Raw genomic sequence first — 4,965 nt, forward strand, 5'->3', positions numbered from 1 at the left:
CAGCCAACATTCTCAGAAAAGTAGCGGTAACACTTGGGTTAAATCTGAGTGAAGTCAGTAGAGGCGCATTGACTACGCCCTTAAGGTTCAGATTCTGGACTCTTAAAGAATCCCACGCTCTTTAGACGTGGGAGTGTCAAGTCAATCTATATTTGGGATTAAAATTCAACCCTTGAAAGACTAGGGTAAGTGTTAATAATTATGAACGTTCGTAATTAATTTTTAGTAATTTCACCCCAAGGGCTGAACTCAGTCCGAGGGAGAAAGTGGGCAATTGCCCTCGGAGAAAAGGAAAAACCTTGGGCGGAGGGATTGAAACGGCTAAATGGCCCTGAACTGCCCCATCCGAATCTCTCCGTGATCCCCTTTAAATTTGCCCTTTTATCTCCTTGCCAGTCGAAAATATACTGATACTTTGGATAGATTTTATCCTGGTAATTTCCAGAAACGATGCGACGTTAGTTTATAATTGAAGCCTAGGCAATCTTTCTGGAGGAGTGAAAGGATCCGAAGCGCCTCCCGTCAAGATATTTTATTCGGCGACCTCTTCAGGAGGCTGGTTCATTGACCGCAAATTTTTACTTAAAATTGCCCCAAGGAACCCCCAGATTAACAATAGATGCTTTTTTAGACTGATGACTCATCATGAGTCTAATTTATACCCTTACAACAAACTGCTATGAAAATTTTACTGGTGGAGGATGACAAACCGATCGCCGAAGCACTTGTCACCACATTGAAGCACCAAAACCATGTCGTAGATGTGGCAACAGATGGGCTGCTAGGATTAGAATTAGCTGAATCCTGTGACTATGACTTGCTGTTGCTAGATGTCATGCTCCCGAAACTAGATGGAATTAGTTTATGCCGGAAGTTACGCAGTTCAGGCTATCAAATGCCTATCCTGTTGCTCACGGCGAAAGACAGCACAGAAGATAAAGTTAAAGGACTTGATGCCGGGGCCGATGATTATCTCGTGAAACCGTTTGACTTACCAGAACTCACCGCCCGAATTCGGGCCTTATTACGCCGGGGAATTGCTCCTTTACCCCCCGTGTTAGAGTGGGGAGCTTTACAACTGAATCCGAGTAACTGTGACGTTACCTATAACAACCAACCCGTCACCTTGACCCCGACAGAATATCGCCTGTTGGAACTGTTCATGCGAAACAGCACCCGGGTTTATAGTCGCAGTGCGATTCTGGATCATTTATGGTCCTTTGATGAACCTCCCTCGGAAGATACGATTAGATCACATATCAAAGGGTTGCGGCAAAAACTTAAATCCAGTGGTGCTCCAACAGATGTGATCGAAACCGTTTATGGGTTAGGGTATCGACTCAAACCCCTGAGTGAGGAAAAATTGGTACAACTGCCTCGCATCCTGATGGCGGGGTTGCCGGATGAGTTGGGATTTTGGTTGCAACAGCGCCTGGGAAATGCGGTGGTTCGGGTGACCCAGACGGGAGAAGATACGCGAACCCAACTGCGCGATCGCCAATGGTCCTTGGTCATTTTAGATCAACATTTGCGCTATCCCTCCCCGGCAGAACTACTCAAACAGATCACCAACAAAGGGCAATCCGCCCCCTCAATTCCAGTGATTTACTGTGGGGTGAAAGGGGTAGAAGGGTATCCCATCGCCCCCTCGGGCAAAGGTCGAAAACTCAAAGAAACCCGGAACAGCGCAACCACACAACAGCAGTTGGATACCCTAGAGCGGGTCACATCCTTGCTCTATCACCCCCTGGATGGGGAGGAACTCGCTCGTGAAGTCGCTAAACTCCTGAATCTGAACTTACCCTACCCCCAAACCCCTGGGAAACAGGACCCGACGATTGTCGCTGCCATTGGCAAAGTCTGGGAACGCTTCAAAGACCGGATTGCGGACCGAGTAACGGCGATCGCGCAGGCAACCGAGGCCCTGGAGTCTGGCGAACTGCCCCCAGAATTGCACGCTAAGGCAAAACAGGAAGCGCACAAATTGGCGGGGTCGTTAGGCACCTTTGGGTTGACTGAAGGTTCAGTGATTGCACGGCAAGTGGAGCAGTTGTTGCACAGTCCTACCCTCGATGCCACCCAAGCGGCGAATCTCACGGCATTAGTACAGGACTTGCGATCGCAGATCGACCAAGCACCCATCGAGAGCGATCGCCGGGAGGGAAGTCCGCTCAAGGATCTGCCGGTGCTCCTGATGATTGAGGGTGACCAAGAACTGTCCCAACAGATTGGCCTTGAGGTGACAGGGTGGGGAATCAAGGTGGTCAATAGTGACTCGATCGCCTCCGCCCGAACTGCGATCGCCGATCGCCGTCCCGATGCCGTCTTATTAGACTTATCGACCGAAGACACCCTCACCTTCAACCCCAACAATAAAAAAGAGGGATTAACCTTACTCTCGGAACTCGCCAATGGATTCCCTCCCCTCCCCGTTCTGGTCGTCACAGACCAAAGTCGGGTAGAAGACCGATTAGAAGTCGCTCGACTAGGAGGCCGTGCTTTCTTACAAAAACCAGTGAGACCGGCCCAAATCATAGAAGCCGTATTGCAGGTTTTGCAGGGAGTTCAGACCACCGAGGCGAAAGTGATGGTCATAGATGATGACCCACAAATCCTCTCCCTCGTTAAACATTTCCTCGAACCTTGGGGCATGAAAACCATCGCACTCTCTGACCCCCAACGCTTCTGGGAAACCCTAGAACTGTCATCCCCGGATCTGCTGATTCTCGATATAGAATTACCCCACCTGAGCGGAATTGAACTCTGTCAAGTCGTTCGCAACGATCCGCGATGGAACAGTCTGCCGGTCTTATTTCTGACCGCTCACACGGGTCCGGATATCGTCCATCAAGTGTTTGCTGCCGGTGCGGATGATTATATTAGTAAACCCATTGTCGGCCCGGAACTGGTCACCCGCATCCTCAACCGTCTCGAACGCATTCAGTTACTGCGAAACATGGCAGAAACCGACCCCCTGACCGGGGTTGCGAACCGGCGCAAATCCATCACGGAATTTGACCAGTTCCTGTACCTGTGCCAACTGCATGAACAACCGATGTGTCTGGCGATGTTAGACCTCGATCGCTTTAAGCAAGTCAACGATCTCCACGGTCATGCAATGGGAGATGCAGTGCTCCGGCAATTTGGCAAGCTCTTACTTCGCACCTTTCGGAGTAAGGATATCGTCGCTCGTTGGGGTGGTGAAGAATTTGTGGTGGGAATGTATGGCATGAACAAGGAGTCTGGGGCCAAACGCCTCCGTGAGTTACTTCAAGTCCTCCATGCGGAACCTTTAGTAATCGGGGAGGATCGTTTATACCTGACCTTTAGTGGCGGGGTTGCTCAGTATCTTGAAGATGGTAAAACAGTGGATACTTTGTATCGCTGTGCGGATCAAGCCCTCTATCAAGCCAAGACTGCTGGTCGCGATCGCATTATCGCTTATCATCATCAAACCGAACCCGGTTAATCTCACTCCCCAATTCCCACCACAAAAAACTGGCGGAGGTTCAAACCCCCGCCAGTTGTTTAGCTATATCAGTCACTCCCTGGAAGTCAGGATTGCGGAGTGGAATAGCGATCGAACCAAGACTGATAGGTATTGCGAAACCGTTCCTCTTCCACCACCAGTTCAACCCGTACTTTTGCACAACCGTTCGGTTGTCGCTTGGCAATTTCTTCTAAAATTCGAGTAGCAATTTCCGGGGAGTGAAATTCTCCGCTGACTCGGTTTGTGCCTTGCCCTTGTGGGACTGATGCGGTAGGTGTGATTCCTGGAACTTCATCGGAGGTGATGCGATAACCGTCTCCCTCTCCTAAAATAATTTCGGTGAGTTTTTTATACTCGGGACTAACTTGCTCAACAATTAACTTTTCCCGACGGACGGGGACTTCGATAATCCGGGTTTCAATTTCTTTGCGGACCACTACCTCACCGACTTTCCGCTTGTGGCGATTCACCACTAATCGTTCTTCGCGTAAGGGAATGTTACTGGCAATTACTTCTTTGCGGATTTGCTTAAAGTCCGCTAAGGAACTCTGTGAGTCGATTTGATGCGATCGCTCCTCAATGGCGATCGCCTCTGGACTCGTAGAGGAGGGAACAGACTCTACCCACTCTCCAGGTAACTCCGATGGGTCAATTTTGCCATTATTGTAGACCGGGGTTTGATATTCCGGTAGGGCGGCAAAGTGTTGTCTCGTCAGTAAGACAAAAACGGTATTCGTAGCATATTCTATTTTTTCAATCAAATCGCTACTCACTTTCACCAACCGACCCGGGCGATCGTCTACCAGGGACACAATTAAGTTGAGTTGGTTTTCCGGTTCTACGGTTAAATCCGTGACTCGACCCAGGGGTTGCCCTTCGGAATCTCGAACTGTAAAATCGAGCAGTTGACTCTTGAGGTTGTCCAATCGACCCGTAAGTTCGCTCTCAGTCTGAGCATACCCCAGGTTATCCCCTGTCGCCCTTACTTGATCATTCATAACTTGACTGTTCCTTTAGTGTTATTTGAAAAATTTTGTCAAAATTTAAAACCATTTTTAGTCATTCTACCTGAGCCAAAAGCCTGGTTATACTCGGCTCTTGACTCAGGTTAAGTGAGGCATCCTGGTGATGGGCTTTCGTTTCATTCACCCAGCACCTGTTCGGATAATTTGGCGGCCCGCTTCCCCGGTTTTAGGGGGGCGGGCCGAGATTTTACCCGCGCCCGTTTGTTGGTAGAGCGGAAATCCGGATATTACTTGCGGGGGCGTCGTTCCACCACAGGTTTACCTTCGGTGTCCACTTCCAATTCTTCCCGACGAAGGGTTTCTTGGCCTTCTACCATGTCGCGTTCGACTTCTTTATGGATTTCGACATTTTCGCGGACAAAGGCTTCTTTATGGATGTCAGCCGTTTCTTCGTACACTTCGGCTCGTGCCACTTCGCCTTCTTGGAAATTCGCCGTTCCGGGAGCCACA

General features: G+C 49.6%; 3 protein-coding genes. 1 reads left to right on the forward strand and 2 read right to left on the reverse strand.

What is annotated here, in order from left to right:
* Positions 1–679: 679 nt before the first annotated feature.
* Entirely contained in the window at positions 680–3,469 is a 2,790-nt protein-coding gene (locus tag J0895_RS05235; protein WP_207087065.1) for a response regulator, read from the forward strand.
* Between the two features lie 86 nt (positions 3,470–3,555).
* On the opposite strand, the gene J0895_RS05240 is transcribed toward J0895_RS05235, so the two are convergent.
* Together J0895_RS05240 and J0895_RS05245 are read right to left on the reverse strand one after the other, a co-directional pair.
* On the reverse strand, positions 3,556–4,488 hold the full coding sequence (locus tag J0895_RS05240; RefSeq protein WP_207087066.1) for a YsnF/AvaK domain-containing protein: 933 nt from the start codon (positions 4,486–4,488) through the stop codon (positions 3,556–3,558).
* A 254-nt stretch (positions 4,489–4,742) separates the two neighbouring features.
* Positions 4,743–4,965, reverse strand: a 223-nt coding sequence (locus J0895_RS05245) for a DUF2382 domain-containing protein (RefSeq protein ID WP_207087067.1), incomplete at its 5' end; no start/stop codon positions are given.

The sequence above is a fragment of the Phormidium pseudopriestleyi FRX01 genome (assembly GCF_017313335.1).
Lineage (GTDB): Bacteria > Cyanobacteriota > Cyanobacteriia > Cyanobacteriales > Laspinemataceae > Laspinema > Laspinema pseudopriestleyi.